Raw genomic sequence first — 16,476 nt, forward strand, 5'->3', positions numbered from 1 at the left:
AGCCTCCTGGAATGCCTCGAAGCTAGAGCGCGCATCGATGGCAGTCAAGGCTTGACCTCGTCCGGGGCCTCTGGTAGCGATATAGAAGTCAATAAATGCCTTGATCATCATCGACTGTTCGCGAAACGATCAGTGCACCTCGGCGCTTGACATCGCCACGCACCGGGCCGGGGCGGTCATGCAGGGGGAGGCTTCGTGCTCCATCGCAAGGACATCGTCTTCACAAAGCCGCCCATCTTCCGGCCCGGAATCGAAGAGTATGCCACCGCGCACACCTCGCCGGTCGCCGCAGAACTGCACCAGATACAGCAGCGTACGCAACGGGAGTGCCCACAGTGGGCGGACATCGCGTCCACCTCCATCCAGGCGGTCTTCCTCGGCATGCTGGTATCCCTGGCGCAGGCCCGGAACGTGCTGGAGGTCGGCACCTTCACCGGTCATGGCGCGGTCGCGATGGCGTCCGCGCTCCCCGCCGACGGCAAGGTGATCACCGTCGACAGCTTCGTCGCCGACGAGCAGGCCCGCGCGGTCGCCAAGTCGGCATTCGACGCCAGTCCGCACGGTCACAAGATCCGGCTGGTGGAAGGGGACGCGCTTGACGTTCTCGGCGAGGTGAACGGGCCCTTCGACATCATCTTCGTCGACGCCGACAAACCGAACTACCAACGGTATTTCGACCGCATCTTGCAACGGCGGTTGCTTTCCCCGCACGGATTACTCATTTTCGACAACACCCTGTGGGGCGGGGCGGTCACCGACCCGCCGCCGGCCTCCGGCGTCGAACTCGACCGCACCACCGACGCCGACGAGTGGTTGCGCGCCATGCGCGGCGACTGGGCGCGGCACCTGGCCGCGTTCAACGCCTCGGTCACGGCTGATCCACGGGTGGAGAACGTGTTGCTGACGGTGCGGGACGGCATGACGCTGATCCGACATGCCCGTTGACGGACAGCCGCCGTTGGAGGCGTTGCGGTCGCTGCACGCCGCCGGCGCGCTGGCCACCGGGTTCCGTCGCGTGCCGCCACTGCTGAACCAGCTGGCCCGCGCTCCCGACGCCGCCGCCAACCTGATCCGGGCCGGCCAGCTACTGACCCGCATGGACCCGGCCGACGTGCCCCGGCAGGACCGGCGCGGTCTGCTCACGGTCGCGATCACCAGCGCCACCACCGTACGGCCGTTGCTGGCGCCGCTGACCGCCGAGTGCGCGCGACACGGTCTGCTGGTGCGGCCCCACGTGACCGAACAGGACCCGCACGCGCTCGCGCTGCGCCGGGGCGGCGCCGTCGAGGCGGCCCGGCCCGATCTCACGCTCTGGCTGCTGGCCCCGCCGATGGTCACCTCGCGGCTGCCACCCGGCTGGCGGGCACCGGATCTCGCCGCCGTGCTCGCCGCCGTCGGCGACGAGATCGGCGCGGTCGTCAGCGAGGTTCTCGCCACCACCACCGGGCTGCTGGTGCTCAACACGACGCCGCTGGTCCGCGCGCTCAGCCACCAGGCGCGCGACCTGCGGACCCGGGCCGAGGTCGGCGCGTTGTGGCGCGAGTTCAACGCGGCCCTGCTCCGGCTGAGCACGCGCGATCCACGCGTCGTGGTCATCGACCTCGAACCGCTGGCGAACGCCACCGGACCCGTCAGCGACGAGCGCATGGCCGGGTACGCGGGGGTGCACCTCAGCGACGAGCTGTTCGCCGCGTACGCCCGCGAGGTCGGCCACCTCGCCGCCGCGGCGGCCGGGCTCACCCGCAAGGTGCTCGTGGTCGATCTCGACGGCACCCTGTGGGACGGCATCCTGGGCGAGGACGGTCCGGCCGGGATCGCCGCCGCGGGAACGCTGCGCGGGGAGGCGTTCCGCGCCGTCCAACAGCTCCTCAAACACCTGTCCGGGCAGGGGGTGCTCCTTGCCGTGAGCAGTAAGAACGACATCGACGCGGTACGCGCCGTGCTGCGCGAGCACCCGGACATGGTGCTGCGCGAGGCGGACTTCGCGCGCCTCAATGCCAACTGGCACCCCAAGGACGTCAACCTGGACGATCTCGCCGCCGGGCTGAACGTCGGCGCGGACAGTCTCGTCTTCGCCGACGACTCGCGTTACGAAGCCGGCCTGATCGCCGCCGCCCGACCGGAGATCGCCGTGGTCGAGCTCGACGACGAGCCGGCGTCCCACGTGTCGCGACTGCTCGCCGACGGCTGGTTCGACGTGCTCGACCTGACCGATCAGGACCGCACCCGCACCGCCGGCTACCACGCCGACGCCGCCCGCACCGAGCTGCGCGATCAGGCCGGCTCGACCGCGGCGTACCTGCGAAGCCTCGGCACTGTGGTGCGCCTGGCCCGGCCGCGCCCGCACGAGATCGGCCGGATCTCGCAGTTGACGTTGCGCACCAACCAGTTCAACCTCACCGGCGAGCGGGTGCAGCCGGCCGGTGTCCAACGGCGGCTGGACGATCTCGTGGTCGCCGTGGAGGTCACCGACCGCTACGGCCGCTACGGCATCGTCGGCGCCGTCTTCGCCTGCCGCGACGGCGACACGCTCGACCTCACCAACGTCGTGCTCAGCTGCCGGGTCTTCGGCCGGGACATCGCCGAGGCAGCGGTGATCAGCATGCTGCACCACGCCCGCGACACCGGATGCGACCAGGTGATCGGCCGTTACCGTCCGACCGGCCGCAACGCCGGTGCGGCGCGGTTCTACCCGGCGCTCGGCTTCGCGCCCGCCGCCGGCGGCTTCCGCCACGACCTGCGGGCCGTGCCGGAGCAGCCGGAGCACCTCGCGGTCGAGAACGACCTTGCCCCGACGGAGGCGGCGTCATGATCAATGAGGCGGAGTTCCTCCGGCTCGTCCGCGACGAGCTGAGCCTGCCGGTGGCCGACACCGGTGACCTCGACGTGGACCTCGACGCGGTCCCCGGCTGGGACTCGATCCATGTGCTGCGGCTGGTGGTGGCCATGGAGAGGCGCACCGGCCACCGGGTGCCCGTCGGCGCCCTGCTGACCCAGCGGACCCTGCGTGGCATCTACCGCCGCGCGACCGCGGCGCCGGACTGACCCGGCACCGCCGCGAGCAACCGCCGGCCCACGTCCTCGACCACCGCACGTTCCTGCGGCGTCAGGAAGAAATGGTCACCGGACCACGTCCGCAGCTCGAACCGGCCCCGGGTCACGTCCCGCCACGCGGCGACGTCGTCGACGGACACCTCCGGATCGGTGTCGGCGCTGTAGCCGACGATCGGCACGTCCACCCGATCGACGTGATCCGGGTAGTACGTCTCCACCAACCGGTAGTCGGCCCGCACCATCGGCAGCAGCATCGTGCGCAGCTCCGGATCGTCGAAGACGTGTGCGGTGTGACGGTCGAGCCGGCGGATGTCGTCGATCAGCGCGGCGTCCCCGCGGATGTGCAGATCATTGCGCGACAGGCGATGGGGCGCGGGTCGCGCGGAGACGAACAGCATGCGCAGCACCGGGCCGAGGTCGCGCTCCAGGCGCACCGCGACCTCGTGGGCCACCGATGCCCCCAGACTGTGGCCGAAGAACGCCAGCGGCGGTCCGACGAGTGTCGCCGTCGCCTTGCTGATCGCGTCGGCCATGGGCGCCATCGCCTCGATGAACGGCTCCCGGATGCGGTCCTCGCGGCCCGGGTAGCGCACCGCGAGCACCTCGACGCCGGGCGGCAGCGCGCCCGGCCAGCCGCGGAAGAAGCTTGCCGCGCCGCCGGCGTGCGGGAAGCACACCAGCCGCGCGGTGGGGGCCGGCACCCGCCGATGCCACCGGAACCAGAGCGGGTCGGCTTGCGTCATCTCGCCTCCTCACCCTCGCCGGACGTCACCGTCGACCGGTGCCGCCATGCGACGTCCCCACTGAATTTCACGTTAGTCTATGCGTTGACCGGCTTGCGGGCCGGACCCGCCGACCGAAGGGAACACCGTGCGCTGGGCCGACGTCTATCTCGCCGGGACCGGTGCGTATCTGCCCGAGCGTCGCGAGTCCGCGCGGCGGGCCGTCGCGACGGGCCGCTACGACGCCGCCGAGAACACCGCCAACGGCATCCGCGCCGTCCGCGTCGCCGGCCCCGACGAGCCGCCGGCCGTGATGGCCGTCGCCGCCGTGCGGCAGGCGCTCGACCGGGCGGGCCGCCCCGCCGACGGTGGGCCGACCCTGGTGATCCACGCCAGCCTCGGCCACCAGGGCCTGGACTTCTGGACGCCGGCGCACTACATCCGCCGCGAGACGATCGGCGGTGACGGCCCGACCTTCGAGATCCGGCACAGCTCCAACGGTGGGATGGCCGCGATCGAGACCGCCGCCGCCTACCTGACCGCGATGCCCTCCGTCACGGCAGCCGTCATCACCGCGGCCGACGCGTTCGCCCTGCCGTACGTCGACCGGTGGCGTAGCGAGAACCAACAGGTGTACGGCGACGGCGCCGGCGCCCTGGTGCTCACCCGCGAGCCCGGCCTGGCCCGCCTGGTCGCGACCGCCACCGTCACCGACTCGGGCCTCGAGCCGATCTACCGCGGCGCGTCCGAGTGGGCGGCGGCGCCGATGGCCGGCGGCGGCCCGGTGGACCTGCGCGGCCGCAAACGGGAGTACCTGTTGCTCAGCCCGGAACGCTACGACGAGGCGATCGAGCAGACGCAGGCCGGCCTGCGCACCGCCCTGGACAACGCCCTGGCCGACGCGGGCATCACCGTCGACGGGGTGGACCTGTTCGTCCACCCCGTCATCGGCGAGACGGTCGTGGCGTACACCTATGGCGAGCGCCTGGGCATTCCGGCCACGGCGACCCTCTACGACTGGGGCCGGGACATCGGGCACCTCGGCGCCGCGGACCAGTTCGTCCAGCTCCATCACCTGCTCGTCAACGGCCTGGTCCGAGCCGGGCGTCACGTCGTGGCCATCGGCTCCGGTGCCGGCTTCGGCTGGACGGTCGCGGTGTGGGAGATCCTGCCTACCGCACCCCGGTGAGCGCGGGGAACTCGGCGACCAGATCGTCCACCGACGGCAGCGCCGCCATCTGCCGGCGTACCGTGTCCGCCCGCTCGCGGTAGGCCGGCTCGCTCAGCACTCCCCGGATCTCCCGCCGCAGCCGCGCGATCGTCGCCTCGGCGGCCGGCGCCGTCGCCGCGACGCCGGCATCGACGCAGCGGGCGGCGTTGTACAGTTGATCTCCCATGATCGGCATCGTCACCATGGGAACGCCGGCCCCCAGCGCCTCGCGCACGCTGTTCTGCCCGGCGTGCGTGACGAACACGTCGCAGTGGGCCAGCAGCAACGGCTGCGGGACCGTGTCGACCAGCACCACGTGCGGCCGCCCCGGCGCCACACCTGCGGGCAGCACGCCTGCCGTCGACACGATCGCGTCGACCTCGAGCCCGTCCAGCGCCGTGACCAGCATCCGGACCAGCGCGGGCCCGTAGCCGGTCACGTGCGGCACCAGGGTGCCGAGGCTCGCGAACACCAGCGGGCGTCCGGAAGGCCGCTGCTCCAGCCACTCCGGCAACGACTCGCCGGCGGTCAGTGGATCGGCGTGCCGGTAGCAACGCGTGTTCGGCAGCGACTCCTCGGCCCGGTCATAGCCGGGCGGCAGGAAGGAGGCGTGCCGATAGCGGTAACTCGCCAGCCCTTCCGGGTCCGGCGCAAGGCCGAGCGCCTCCCGGTGCGGCGCCAGCGAGGCCGCCAGCCGATCGGGCCCGTACGTCAGCGCCGTCGCGCCCCCGGTCGACACCGAGACGTGCGGCACGCCGAGCACCTCCGCCGCCAGCGCGCCGCCGAACTCGGTCGACGCCCGGACAATGAGATCCGGCGCCTTCCGCTCGGCCAGTGCCAGCAGGTCAGCGGCGGTTCGTCCGGCCGGCCCTCCCGCCATCTGCTGCGCCACGGTGCGCGCCCCGTCCGCAAGCTCCGCCAGCGGCACGACAGCCGACCGACCGTCCTCGCCGGTGAGCTGCGCCAGCCAGTCGTCCCCGACCGCGGCCGTGGCGAACCCCTGCCGTCGAGCCAGCGGCTCCGCCGCTGCCGGCACCGCGACCGTGACGTCGTGTCCGGCCCGTCGCGCCGCGTCGGCCACCGGCAGCAGCGGCCGGACATGGGACGTCATCGCGTGACTCGTGATCCAGATCTGCATAGACGGCCTTCGCTGGATTGGATGAGCGTCACTGTACCGAAGCCGGTGGCTCACTGCCACCGCCCGGCGTCCCGGCTAGAGTCACCGTGTGCACCAGGCGGACGTGAGGACCGAGCTGGCCCGGGCGGCCGCTCTGGTCGGCGGCGGTGACGTCTCCCGCGACCGCCTGATCAGCGAGTGGGCCGCGTCGTCGGATCCGCTGACCCGCTGCGTCCTGGCCCACCACATCGCCGACCTCAGCCCCGACCCGGCCGACGAACTGGCCTGGGACGAGCGCGCCCTGGCCGACGCGGACACCGCCCCGTCCCCGTCGGCCGCCCCGTTCTATCCCTCGCTGCACCTCAACCTCGCTGCCTCGCACCTGCGCCTGGGCGACCTCCCCGCCGCCCGCCGTCACCTCGACCACGCCGACGCCACCCGGTCGGCGCTGGGCGACGACCCGTACAGCGTGATGATCCGCGCCGCCGTCGACCGACTGCGCGCCAGGACCCAAGCTCCGTAACCCGGAGGCGCGCCGCCCCGGATCGCCGGCGACGTCGGGAGGTGACGGCGCGCCGACAGTGGTGCCCACGGCCGGGCTTCCACGGCGTGACGGGCGGAGATCAGCTCAACGCCTCGGCCCGACGGTGTTCCCGCGCCGACGCGGGCAGCCGGGCGGCCGCGTAGCGCAGGCCGGGCGGTGCCATCACCGAGGTGACGATGGCGACCAGCACGATGACCGTGAACATGGCGGTGTCGAGGATGCCGAGGCGCAGCCCGACCGTGGCGACGATGATCTCGATGACGCCTCGGGCGTTGAGGCCGGCGCCGAGGGCGAGGCCCTCCCAGTGGCCCAGGCGGGCGGCCCGGGCCCCGACGTACGCGCCGACGAACTTGCCGACGACCGCCACGGCCAGCACCAGCAGGGCGACACCGAGCACGGCGGGCCGGGCCAGCGCGGTCAGATCGCTACGGAGGCCGACGGTGGCGAAGAACAGCGGCGCCAGCACGCTCATCACGACCAGCCGCAACGGGGCAAGCGCCGCACGGTCCAGGCTGGCGCAGCCGTTGATCACCAGACCGCCGACGAAGGCGCCGAAGACCGGCTCCAGGTGCAGCGCGTGGGTGGCGGCGGCGAACAGCAGCAGGATCACCACCACCGACGCGACGGTGGGGCCAGGCTCTCCACCGGCTCGTACCCGCCGCAGCAGCGCGCCGACGAGCGGCCGGGCGAGCCACCGGGCGACCACGACGACGAGGACCACGGTGCCGACCGCGAGGGCGACGTCGAGGCCGCCGAGACTGCCGGCTGCCATCGCGGCCACGACCGAGAGCAGCAGCCAGCCGACAACGTCGTCCACGATGGCCGCGCTCATGATCAGGTGACCGATGTCGCGGTGCAGCAGTCGCATCTCCCACAGGGTCTTGGCGATGACCGGGATGGCACTGACACACATCGCCACCGCGAGGAAGAGAGCGAAGACCGGGCGGTCGGTGCCGGCCGGGAGCACGCTGGAGGGGAGGAGCAGGCCCAGGCCGACGCCGAGCGCCAGGGGGACGACGAGCCCTCCGATGCTGACCCTGGCGGCCACGCCACCGCCGCGGCGTAGCTGCCCGAGGTCCAGGTGCATGCCGGTGAGGCCGACCAGGAGAAGCACGCCGAGTTGACCGACCGCGTCGAGCAGGTGCAGTTGCTCGGACTGCGCGGGGAACATCCATCGGGACAGGTCGGGCACGGCCGCGCCGAGAATCGACGGACCGAGCACCACGCCTGCGGTCAGTTCACCAACCAGCGAGGGCATGCCCGCGCGTACCGCGAGGCGCCCGAGCGCGACGGCGGCGGCCAGCAGGATGCCCACCTGGAGCAGGAAGATCAGCAGCGAATGGGTGCCGAGAGGTGCGACCGGTATGGCCACCAGGAGTCCTTTCGATGCGCCGCGCGGACGCGGACGGGAAACGCCGCGGCGGAGCGGTCACCGACGCATCGACCTTCCCAAATTCGTGGAGATCACTCAAGGCGTCGGACCACCGGATCGGGAAGGCTCGCGGGAGGGGTGTGCGGGCGGCGGCCAGCGTGCCGACGGGCCTTGGCACCTCTCGACGAAAAATTCAAGGTGGTCTAACTCTGGACCTTTACTGTTAACACTCCTAATAATTGGGTCCTCGGTTCCGTCCCCTCCGGAAGGCCCACCCCATGCGCCGCCCCGTCGTCCTCGCCCTGGCCGCCGTCCTGGCCGCCGGCGCCGCCACCGCCTATCTGGCGTCGTCCGCCTCCGCGGCCGCCGCGTGCTACCCCACCTGGTCGTCGTCCGCCGTGTACGTCGGCGGCGGTCAGGCGTCCTACCAGGGCGTCAACTACCAGGCCAAGTGGTGGACCCAGAACGAGAACCCGGCCACGCACAGCGGGCAGTGGGACGTCTGGGCCAACCAGGGCGCCTGCGGCGGCACCACGCCGCCGACCACGTCACCCCCGACCACGACGCCGCCGCCCACCACGCGACCCCCGACCACCCCGCCGCCCACGACCACCCCGCCACCCACCACGCCTCCGCCGACCGGCAACGGTCAGCTACCGAAGCACTTCCTCACCGGGTACTGGCAGAACTTCGACAACCCGGCCCAGGAGATCCGGCTCCGTGACGTGCCGGCCTCCTACGACCTGGTGGCGGTCGCGTTCGCCGACGCGACGAGCACACCGGGCGCGGTGTCCTTCGGCATCGACGCGGGCCTGAGCGCCTCGCTCGGTGGCTACACCAACGCCGACTTCAAGAACGACGTCGCCACCCTGCACGCGCGGGGCAAGAAGGTCGTCATCTCGGTCGGCGGCGAGCGCGGCACCATCTCGGTCGCCAGTTCCAGCGCCGCCACGAACTTCGCCAACTCGATCGTCGGCCTCATCGGAACCTACGGCTTCGACGGCGTCGACATCGACCTGGAGAACGGCGTCAACGCGACGTACATGGCCCAGGCGCTGCGCGACATCCGCAACCGGACGAGCGCCAACCTGATCATCACGATGGCGCCGCAGACGATCGACATGCAGAGCACCGGCGGCCAGTACTTCCAGCTGGCGCTGAACATCAAGGACATCCTGACCGTCGTCCACACCCAGTTCTACAACTCCGGCGCGATGCTCGGCTGCGACAACACCGCCGCGTACAGCCAGGGGTCGGTCAACTTCCTCGTGGCGCTCGCCTGCATCCAGCTCGAGAACGGGCTCCGGCCGGACCAGGTGTCCCTCGGGTTGCCGGCCGCGCCGAGCGCGGCCGGTGGCGGCTACGTCAACCCCTCCGTGGTCAACCAGGCCCTCGACTGCCTCGCCCGCGGCACCAACTGCGGCTCCGTCAAGCCGCCGCGCACCTACCCCGGAATCCGTGGCGCCATGACGTGGTCGATCAACTGGGACGTCACCAACGGCAACGGATTCGCCAACACCGTCCGCCCGCACCTCACCACCTTGCCCTGAACCCCCGCAGGAGCGTGTCATGAAACTCAGGCAGAAGATCCTGGCTCTGGCCGCCGTCACGGTCACCGCCACCGCGATCGCGATCGTCCCCATGTCCACGTCGAGCGCGGCCGTGGCCTGCTACCCGGCCTGGTCGTCGTCCGCCGTGTACGTCAGCGGCGGTCAGGCGTCCTACCAGGGCGTGAACTACCAGGCCAAGTGGTGGACCCAGAACGAGAACCCGGCCACGCACAGCGGGCAGTGGGACGTCTGGGCCAACCAGGGCGCGTGCGGCGGCGGCACCACCCCGACCACCCCGCCACCCACCGGCCCGACCAACCCGCCGCCGGCCGGCAAGATGGCCGCGTCGCCCTACGTCTACCCCGGCTGGGGCAACCCGCCGGCGCCCTCGACCATCACCGCTCAGGGCGTCCGCGCGTTCACCGTCGCGTTCGTGCTGGCCAACGGCTGCAACCCGGTCTGGGACGGTGAGGGCGGCCTGACCGGCGGCGTCCACGAGTCCTGGATCAACCAGGCCAAGGCGGCCGGCGCGACGATCGTCCCGTCGATCGGCGGCTGGCAGGGCAACAAGCTCGGCCCGAACTGCGCCACCCCGGAGGCCCTCGCCGGGGCGTACCAGAAGGTCATCAACACCTTCGGTCTGAAGGCCATCGACATCGACATCGAGAACTACGACGAGTTCGAGAACTACGTGGTCGCCGACCGCATCGTGAGCGCGCTGGGCATCATCAAGCGCAACAACCCGGGCGTCACCACGATCCTCACCTTCGGGACGACCACGAGTGGCCCCAACGCGCACGGCGTCCGGCTGATCAACCAGGCCCGGGCGCTGAACGCCAACGTGGACGTCTTCACCATCATGCCGTTCGACTTCGGCGGCGGCAGCGACATGTACACCAGCACCCGCAACGCCGCGGAGGGCCTGAAGAACCAACTGAAGTCCACGTTCGGCTGGAACGACCAGACCGCCTACGCCCACATGGGCATCTCCGGCATGAACGGTCTGTCCGACCAGCAGGAGGTCACCACCCCGGAGACCTGGACGCGGATCCGTGACTACGCCAGGAGCAGCGGCCTCGCCCGGTTCACCTTCTGGGCGGTGAACCGCGATCGCGGCTGCGCCGGCGGGGGCGTGGTCTCCACCTGCAGCGGCATCGCCCAGAGCGACTGGGAGTTCAGCCGCATCTCCGCCGGCTTCTAGGCCCGGAGGTCTCCGGTGGACGGTTCCGCGACCAGGCGGAACCCGAAACCGGAGACCTCACCCGCCGGTCGCGGACCCCGGTGCGGGGACCACCGCTTCCGACCAGCGGCGTCACTTTCTGGGGTATCGAAGCATGTGACCGTGTGCCACGATCGCTGTCGAACCCGCTCAGGCGCCGCGTAGGGCTCACGATGCTGGTGCGAGCCGTGGCTGACGTAGTGAAGGGCCGATGGACAACCGGTATCAGTACTACCGCATCGCCGATCCGACTTTCTACGACCGACCCGGTGCGGACGGCGCCCCCCGGCGGGACCGCTTCGGGACGGACCTGCGGACCGGGCCGGGATGGAACCTGTCGACCCGTGACGGGTGGACGATGGTGACACCGCCACGGGGCCTCGTCGCGACGCAGGGGTGGAAGATCCACGTGTCCGCGACGCTGGACAACGCCGCACGGATTCTCGACACCGTCTGGACGTACTGCCAGCGGGCGCAACTCGCGTACAAATTTCTCAGCACCGAGCTCGACCTGACCCTGCGCAACTCGAAGTACGCGGACCGGGCGGCCAGCGGCAAGTTCATCACGATCTATCCCGAGGACACCGACGAGCTGGAGGCCGCGCTCCGCGGGCTCGGCGCGCGGCTCGACGGGGAACCCGGCCCGTACATCCTCAGCGATCTGCGGTGGGACCGGGGCCCACTGTTCGTGCGCTTCGGCGGGTTCGCGCCCCGCCGCGTCACGACGGCCGACGGCTCGCGGGTTCTCGCGGTGCGGCAGCCGGACGGCACGCTCGTGCCCGACCGGCGGGAACCCGCCTTCTCGGTGCCCGCCTGGGTCGACGTCCCGGCCTTCCTCCGGCCGGCGGTGGACGAGCGCGGCCGGCAGGAGACGCGACCCGAGGAGTTCCCGTACGAGATCGAGGGTGTGCTGCACTTCTCCAACGGCGGCGGCGTCTACCGGGCCCGGGACGTCAGAACGGACCGGGTGGTCGTGCTGCGGGAGGGCCGACCGCACGCCGGCATCGACGGGCTCGGCCGGGACGCGGTGCACCGACTCGACTGCGAGGCCGACATGTTGGCCCGGCTGCGCGGGCTGCCCTGCGTCCCGGCCCTGTACGAGAAGTTCACCTGCTGGGAGCACGTGTTCCTCGCCGAGGAGTTCATCGAGGGGCGGACGCTCGGTCGCGAGTTCAGCGCGCGGTACCCGCTCACCCGGGCGGGCGCCGGTCAGGACGAGATCCGGGACTACGTCCGGTGGGCGCTCGACGTGCTGGGCAAGGTGGGTGACGTCCTCGCGGACCTGCACGGTCGCGGGGTCGTCTTCGGCGACCTGCATCCGCACAACGTCATGGTGCAACCGGACGGCGCGGTCCGGCTCATCGACTTCGAGCTCGCCACCGGGGTGGACGACGGCGCCCGGCCCGCGATGGGCGCGCCCGGCTACGTCGCCGCGGACGGTCGCACCGGAGTCGCCGCGGACCGGTACGCGCTGGGGTGCCTGCAACTGTCGATGTTCCTTCCGCTGACCGCCGTGTTGCCGCTCGCGCCGGGCAAGGCCGCGCAACTCGTCACCGCGGCGATGCGGCGCTTCGGCCTTCCCGCCGGGTTCGGGCCCGAGGTGATGGCCAACCTCGGCCCGGCCGGGGACGACCAGGGCGCGGTGTCCGCCGCGTCGCCGGAGATGCTCCCCGGTGACCTGGACACGCCGGAGGCGCCGGTCACCCGCGTCCGCGCCGCCCTGGCGACGGGCATTCTCGCCACCGCCACCCCCGGGCGGCCGGACCGGCTGTTCCCGGGGGACATCGAGCAGTTCCAGGTCGGCGGTCTCGGACTGGCCTACGGCGCGGCGGGTGTGCTGCACGTCCTGCACCGGACGGGGGTCGGACGGTTCCCCGAGCACGAGGAGTGGCTCGTCCGCCGGGTGCGGGACGAGCGGAGCGCGCTGCCACCGGGCTTCTACGACGGTCTGCACGGCGTGTGCCACGCCCTCGACGGGCTGGGCCGGCACGAGGAGGCGTTGACCCTGCTCGACCGCACGCCCCGGGCCGGTGGGCTGGACCTGCTGTCCAGTCACCTGTTCGACGGGCTCGCCGGCATCGGTCTCAACTATCTGCACTTCGCCACCACGACCGGTGACCGGAGCTGGACGACCGCCGCGCTGGACATCGCGTCGCGGCTCGACGACCGCGACGCGGGCCGGGCCGCCGCCGGCAACCGTCCGGCCGCCGGCCTCCTGCGGGGAGCCAGCGGCGTCGCGCTGTTGTCGGTCAGGTTGTTCGAGGCGACCGGTGACCGCGCCCACCTGGAGTCGGCGGAGCGCTGGTTGCGGCACGACCTGGGCCGCTGCGTCCTGATGCCGGACGGGTCGCGTCAGGTGGACGACGGGTGGCGCGTGTTGCCCTACCTCGCCGCCGGCAGCGCCGGCATGGCGATGGTGCTGCGGGAGTTCCTTCGGCATCGTCCGAGTGACGAGCTGGGGACGGTGCTCGGCGAGCTGACCCGCGCGGCGTGTGCCGAGTTCACGGTCCAGTCCGGCCTGTTCAACGGGCGGGCCGGACTGCTCGCCCTGTTGCTCGGCCTGGACCGGTCCGACGTTCCCGTCGTCGCCGCGGACGGCGGCGGCATGACCGTCGCCGACCTCGTACGTCGGCACGTGGCCGCGTTCTCCTGGCACGCCGTGGCCTATCGCGGTGGTCTCGCCTTCCCCGGGGACCAGCTCGAACGGCTGTCCACCGATCTGGCCACCGGCGCGGCGGGCGTCCTCCTCGTGCTCTGGGCCGCCGCGCAGCGTGAACCTGTCCCCGTCCTGCCGTTTCTCGGCGGGACGGTGCCGCGACGAGAGCGGAGGGGGGTGATGAGATGAACTTTCTGTTGAACCTGCAGGGCGTCACTGTCGAGCAGGAGCCCGCGCCCGAGGCGCCCACCAGCACCTTCAGTTACTTCTACTGCCGGGACTACAGCACGTACAGCGTGTGGGTCGGCTGCGGCGACTAGCCGCCTCGTCCGGGTCCACGCCCGGCTGACCGGCTCCCGGGGACGACCGTCGCACGGGTCACCCCCGGGAGCCGTTGCCGTCGCTGTCGCCTGACCGCCAGTGTCCGGGCACGGACAGTGCGCGCGTTCCGGCGTCCGGGCCGGTCGATGATGGGCCCGCCGACGTGCCGCCGCGACGGGCCGGCGGGCGTGGCACTCCGGACAGGGAGACGGACATGCCGTTCGAGGTCGACTTCAACTGGGCGTCGCAGGCCGTCATCGAGACGGTGGCGGTGCCGTTCCCGTCCCTGGAGACGCCACCCGACGTGGTCGTCGCCGATCCTCCGGTCCCGCAGTTGGCCTTCCAGCAGTCCGGCCCGGTCACGGTCACGATGCTCGGCTGTGGCCGGTGGAACCGGGACACCAGCTACCGGTTCAACGCCGGCTGCAACGGCGGGAAGTGGAATCTCGTCCTCACCCGCAACGGCGCGGTGTTCAACTTCCACGTCGCCGTCCAGCCGGCCCACGCCTAGCCGCGACGGGACGGGGCGCGGGCCGGCCGGACCGGCCCGCGCCCCCGCAGGTCACTTGTACACGCGCACGTAGTCGACGAGCATCCGCGCCGGGAACGGCGTCGACGCGTCCGGCGGGCCGGGCCAGTCGCCGCCCACGGCCAGGTTGAGGATCAGATAGAAGGGGTGGTCGAACACCCACGGGCCGCGGGTCGTCTCCACCGTCTCCTTGCTGGCGTAGAACACCTGCGTGCCGTCGACGAGGAACCGCATGCCCCGGCTGTCCCACTCGACCGCGTAGACGTGGAAGTCGGCGGACAGGTCGACCGTCCAGACGTGCTCCTGGCCGTAGCCGCCCCCGCCGTTGTAGGCGGGCGCGTGCAGCGTGGTGTAGCTGCGGTAGGTGTCGCGGCCGAGAATCTCCATGATGTCGATCTCGCCGTTGTACGGCCACGGCCGGCCGGTGAGGAAGTCCCCGCCCATCATCCAGAACGCCGGCCAGAGGCCGTTGCCTTTGGGCACCCGGATCCGCGCCTCGATCCGGCCGTACTGCACCTGGAACCTGGCGCCGGTGTTCATCCGGTGCGAGGTGTAGGCGCGTCCGCCGGCGTTCTCCCGCCGGGCCTCCATGACGAGTTGGCCGGCGCCGTTCATCGCCGCGTTGGCGTTGTCGGTGTAGTACTGCGACTCGTTGTTCTGCCCGGTGCCCGGGTCGACGGTCCACTTCGCCGCGTCCGGCCGGGCGCCGGCCGGTCCGTCGAACTCGTCGGCGAAGACGAGGGTGGTGGCCGGGAACGTGGGGTCGGCGGGTCGGGCCGGGGGAGCGGTCGGGGCGCCTCCGGTGCCGTACACCTGGAACTCCCACAGCGAGTACCCGTAGCCGTTGCTGCGCGCGGTGCCGTACATCCGCACGTAGCGACCGGTGCCGGTAACGGTGAGGTCCTGCCGGAAGCCCGGGTTGGTCGTGGTGCGGTAGACGGTGGTCCAGGTGGTCGCGTCCGTCGAGGTCTGGATCTGGTACGCGCTGGCGTAGGCCGGATCCCATTGGAGGACCACCCGGTGCACGGTCGCGGTGGCCCCGAGGTCGACGTAGATCCAACCCGGGTCCACCCAGCCGGTGGTGGGGCTCGTCGCCCAGCGCGAGGCCGGGTCCAGGTCGAACGCCCGCGCCGGCGAGCACTGCCAGCAGGCGCCGTCGTCCTGGTAGGACGAGGCGACCGCCGGCTTGCCGTAGGACAGCAGCACGTCGCCGCCGGACGGTGGCGGTGTCGTCGGCGTTGTCGGGGTCGCCCCGGTGGTGCGGACCGCGAGTTCCCAGAGCGAGTAGCCGTACGCCGTGGCCCGCGCGGTGCCGAGGACCCGCAGGTAGCGGCCGGTACCGGTCACGGTGAGCTGTTGGCCGCCGCCGGCGCCGGTGGTGGTGGCGTGGACGGTGGTCCAGGTGGCGCCGTCGGTGGAGAGCTGGACCTGGTACGCCGTCGCGTAGGCCGCCTCCCAGGTGAGGTCGACCCGGCAGACGGCGCGCTCGACGCCGAGGTCGACGCGCAGCCACTGCGGGTCGGCGGCGGCGCTGGACCAGCGGGTGCCGGGATTGCCGTCCACCGCCGCCGAGGCGGGCAGCGCGGCGTTCTCGGTCGTCGAGGCGGTGGCCGGGCGGTTCAACGCGGCGTTGCCGGTGGTGTCGCACCCGGTGGCGGCGCGCGTGCCGAACACCTGGAACTCCCAGAGCGAGACCCCGTACGCGGTGCCCCGGGCGGTGGTGGTGACCCGCACGTACCGTCCGGTGCCGGCGACCGCGAGCGTGTCGACGCCGCCGTCGCCGCCGGTGACGGCGCGCAGCGTCGTCCAGGTCGCGCCGTCGGCGGAGACCTGCACCTGGTAGGCGGTGGCGTAGGCGGCCTCCCAGGCGAGCACCACCTGGCTGACGGTCGCGGCGGCGCCCAGGTCGACGCTGAGCCACTGCGGGTCGGCGGCGGCGCTGGACCACCGGGTGCCGGAGTCGCCGTCCACCGCCGCCGAGGCGGGGAAGGCGGCGCTCTGCGTGGACGAGGCCGTGACCGGGCGGCCCTGGGACAGCAGCGGGTCGGCGCCCTGGGCCGGGCCGGCGGCGAGGCCGGTCAGGGTGGCGACGAGCGTCGCCGCGAGGGCGGCGGCGGTGAGGCGGCGACGGGTACGCGTCGGCGGGTCGACGGTGCGGACGGGTTGCATGGGCGTCTCCAGG

General features: G+C 72.1%; 14 protein-coding genes. 10 read left to right on the plus strand and 4 right to left on the minus strand.

Annotated elements, in window-relative coordinates; all coding sequences use genetic code 11:
- Nucleotides 1–195: 195 nt before the first annotated feature.
- From ACLQ2W_RS31630 to ACLQ2W_RS31640, 3 genes are read left to right on the plus strand one after another with little or no spacing between them, the layout of a single operon-like run.
- Complete coding sequence (locus tag ACLQ2W_RS31630) at nt 196–945, plus strand: O-methyltransferase (RefSeq protein WP_425791279.1); 750 nt, start codon at nt 196–198, stop codon at nt 943–945.
- Entirely contained in the window at nt 935–2,812 is a 1,878-nt protein-coding gene (locus tag ACLQ2W_RS31635; RefSeq protein WP_425791281.1) for an HAD-IIIC family phosphatase, read from the plus strand. Before ACLQ2W_RS31630 ends, ACLQ2W_RS31635 begins: the two co-directional genes overlap by 11 nt.
- Nucleotides 2,809–3,045, plus strand: a complete 237-nt coding sequence (locus tag ACLQ2W_RS31640) for an acyl carrier protein (RefSeq protein WP_405090199.1) — start codon at nt 2,809–2,811, stop codon at nt 3,043–3,045. Before ACLQ2W_RS31635 ends, ACLQ2W_RS31640 begins: the two co-directional genes overlap by 4 nt.
- Here the strand turns inward: ACLQ2W_RS31640 and ACLQ2W_RS31645 are convergent.
- The gene (locus ACLQ2W_RS31645) at nt 3,015–3,797 is read right to left on the minus strand and encodes a thioesterase II family protein (RefSeq protein WP_405090198.1); all 783 of its coding nucleotides are present in this window, start codon (nt 3,795–3,797) and stop codon (nt 3,015–3,017) included. The genes ACLQ2W_RS31640 and ACLQ2W_RS31645 overlap by 31 nt on opposite strands.
- A gap of 127 nt (nt 3,798–3,924) precedes the next feature.
- On the opposite strand from ACLQ2W_RS31645, the gene ACLQ2W_RS31650 reads away from it, so the two are divergent.
- Nucleotides 3,925–4,965, plus strand: coding sequence for a ketoacyl-ACP synthase III family protein (locus ACLQ2W_RS31650; RefSeq protein WP_425791284.1), 1,041 nt, complete (start codon nt 3,925–3,927; stop codon nt 4,963–4,965).
- On the opposite strand, the gene ACLQ2W_RS31655 is transcribed toward ACLQ2W_RS31650, so the two are convergent.
- Nucleotides 4,949–6,097 carry a glycosyltransferase gene (locus ACLQ2W_RS31655; RefSeq protein WP_425791286.1) on the minus strand — a complete coding sequence of 383 codons (1,149 nt, stop codon included), beginning with the start codon at nt 6,095–6,097 and terminating at the stop codon, nt 4,949–4,951. The genes ACLQ2W_RS31650 and ACLQ2W_RS31655 overlap by 17 nt on opposite strands.
- A 115-nt stretch (nt 6,098–6,212) precedes the next feature.
- Between ACLQ2W_RS31655 and ACLQ2W_RS31660 the strand changes: the two genes are divergently transcribed.
- Nucleotides 6,213–6,626, plus strand: coding sequence for a hypothetical protein (locus ACLQ2W_RS31660; protein ID WP_425791288.1), 414 nt, complete (start codon nt 6,213–6,215; stop codon nt 6,624–6,626).
- A 100-nt stretch (nt 6,627–6,726) separates the two neighbouring features.
- Here ACLQ2W_RS31660 and ACLQ2W_RS31665 read toward each other — a convergent pair whose 3' ends face one another.
- Nucleotides 6,727–8,019, minus strand: coding sequence for a cation:proton antiporter (locus tag ACLQ2W_RS31665; protein ID WP_425791290.1), 1,293 nt, complete (start codon nt 8,017–8,019; stop codon nt 6,727–6,729).
- Between the two features lie 278 nt (nt 8,020–8,297).
- On the opposite strand from ACLQ2W_RS31665, the gene ACLQ2W_RS31670 reads away from it, so the two are divergent.
- From ACLQ2W_RS31670 to ACLQ2W_RS31690, 5 genes are all read left to right on the plus strand, one after another.
- Complete coding sequence (locus ACLQ2W_RS31670) at nt 8,298–9,569, plus strand: chitinase (RefSeq protein WP_425791292.1); 1,272 nt, start codon at nt 8,298–8,300, stop codon at nt 9,567–9,569.
- Nucleotides 9,570–9,588: 19 nt separating this feature from the next.
- Nucleotides 9,589–10,770, plus strand: a complete 1,182-nt coding sequence (locus ACLQ2W_RS31675) for a carbohydrate-binding protein (RefSeq protein ID WP_425791294.1) — start codon at nt 9,589–9,591, stop codon at nt 10,768–10,770.
- Between the two features lie 229 nt (nt 10,771–10,999).
- Nucleotides 11,000–13,633, plus strand: coding sequence for a class III lanthionine synthetase LanKC (lanKC, locus tag ACLQ2W_RS31680; RefSeq protein ID WP_425791296.1), 2,634 nt, complete (start codon nt 11,000–11,002; stop codon nt 13,631–13,633).
- Nucleotides 13,630–13,764, plus strand: a complete 135-nt coding sequence (locus ACLQ2W_RS31685; protein ID WP_255562982.1) for a hypothetical protein — start codon at nt 13,630–13,632, stop codon at nt 13,762–13,764. Before lanKC ends, ACLQ2W_RS31685 begins: the two co-directional genes overlap by 4 nt.
- A gap of 215 nt (nt 13,765–13,979) precedes the next feature.
- The gene (locus ACLQ2W_RS31690) at nt 13,980–14,276 is read left to right on the plus strand and encodes a hypothetical protein (RefSeq protein ID WP_425791298.1); all 297 of its coding nucleotides are present in this window, start codon (nt 13,980–13,982) and stop codon (nt 14,274–14,276) included.
- Nucleotides 14,277–14,327: 51 nt separating this feature from the next.
- On the opposite strand, the gene ACLQ2W_RS31695 is transcribed toward ACLQ2W_RS31690, so the two are convergent.
- The gene (locus ACLQ2W_RS31695; protein ID WP_425791300.1) at nt 14,328–16,463 is read right to left on the minus strand and encodes a discoidin domain-containing protein; all 2,136 of its coding nucleotides are present in this window, start codon (nt 16,461–16,463) and stop codon (nt 14,328–14,330) included.
- Nucleotides 16,464–16,476 lie beyond the last annotated feature (13 nt).

This window comes from Micromonospora sp. DT227, assembly GCF_049841835.1.
GTDB lineage: Bacteria > Actinomycetota > Actinomycetes > Mycobacteriales > Micromonosporaceae > Micromonospora.

Bases quoted from the DNA above. Each gene is read 5' to 3' on its own strand.
- ACLQ2W_RS31635 (WP_425791281.1), top strand. From the start codon at position 935: ATGCCCGTTGACGGACAGCCGCCGTTGGAGGCGTTGCGGTCGCTGCAC.
- ACLQ2W_RS31640 (WP_405090199.1), top strand. From the start codon at position 2,809: ATGATCAATGAGGCGGAGTTCCTCCGGCTCGTCCGCGACGAGCTGAGC.
- ACLQ2W_RS31645 (WP_405090198.1), bottom strand. From the start codon at position 3,797: ATGACGCAAGCCGACCCGCTCTGGTTCCGGTGGCATCGGCGGGTGCCG.
- ACLQ2W_RS31655 (WP_425791286.1), bottom strand. From the start codon at position 6,097: ATGACGTCCCATGTCCGGCCGCTGCTGCCGGTGGCCGACGCGGCGCGA.
- ACLQ2W_RS31670 (WP_425791292.1), top strand. From the start codon at position 8,298: ATGCGCCGCCCCGTCGTCCTCGCCCTGGCCGCCGTCCTGGCCGCCGGC.
- ACLQ2W_RS31675 (WP_425791294.1), top strand. From the start codon at position 9,589: ATGAAACTCAGGCAGAAGATCCTGGCTCTGGCCGCCGTCACGGTCACC.
- lanKC (WP_425791296.1), top strand. From the start codon at position 11,000: ATGGACAACCGGTATCAGTACTACCGCATCGCCGATCCGACTTTCTAC.
- ACLQ2W_RS31685 (WP_255562982.1), top strand. From the start codon at position 13,630: ATGAACTTTCTGTTGAACCTGCAGGGCGTCACTGTCGAGCAGGAGCCC.
- ACLQ2W_RS31690 (WP_425791298.1), top strand. From the start codon at position 13,980: ATGCCGTTCGAGGTCGACTTCAACTGGGCGTCGCAGGCCGTCATCGAG.
- ACLQ2W_RS31695 (WP_425791300.1), bottom strand. From the start codon at position 16,463: ATGCAACCCGTCCGCACCGTCGACCCGCCGACGCGTACCCGTCGCCGC.